General features: G+C 68.1%; 1 protein-coding gene. It reads right to left on the reverse strand.

Features of this window, described 5'->3' with window-relative positions; translation table 11 throughout:
• The coding region (locus MTF69_RS42680; RefSeq protein ID WP_243342216.1) for an IS982 family transposase at positions 1-722 on the reverse strand (722 nt) is incomplete at its 3' end.
• Positions 723-728 lie beyond the last annotated feature (6 nt).

A 728-nucleotide genomic window follows, 5' to 3' on the forward strand; every position in this document is an offset into this window, starting at 1 on the left:
GGCCTGAACAGATGCGAGCCGGCCCGCTCGGCCTCTCCCTTGCGGGCCGGTCGCAGCAGGTTCAGGTGACGCTCAGCGAGATCGTCCTCGAACGCGCGGCCGTAGTAGTTCTTGTCACCGATGATCGTCTGGCTGGGGTGGGAGGCGGCGACGTCTGGTGCGGTGTCGAGCATGTCGCGCAGCGTCTCGCGTTCGTCGGCCTTCGCGCCGGTGAGGGCGAAGAGGACGGGCAGGCCGCCGAGCGTGCAGACCAGGTGCAGCCGAAGTCCCCAGAAGTACCGGGAGTGTGATGCGCAGTAGCCGTACTGGGCCCAGCCCGCCAGGTCTGATCGTTTGGCCGTTTCACGGGAGCAGCCGCAGCCGACCGGGGTGGAGTCGACCACCCAGACGTCGTCACTCCACAGTGTGGTGTCCCGCGCCAGGATCCGGATCACGCTGGTGACCAGCGAGGACGCGCCGCGCAGCCGTTTGTTGTAGCCGGACTGCTGGGGCACGTAGGGGAACAGGCGGCCGAAGTCCCGCTCGACGCGGCGAAGCCAGCGCCGCTCGGAGGTGTAACCGAGCAGCGCCGACATCACCGCGAGAGTGACCAGCTCGGCATCGCTGAGCGTGGGTGCGATTCCGACGGCGGGCCGCCACGGAGCCAGCCAGGGCGAAGCCTTCAACTCGTCGTCGATCCGGGCATAGAGTGCCGTTGCGAGGGTGTCCAGGTCGTTCGTCACACATCG

Source organism: Streptomyces sp. AP-93 (assembly GCF_022808175.1).
GTDB lineage: Bacteria > Actinomycetota > Actinomycetes > Streptomycetales > Streptomycetaceae > Streptomyces.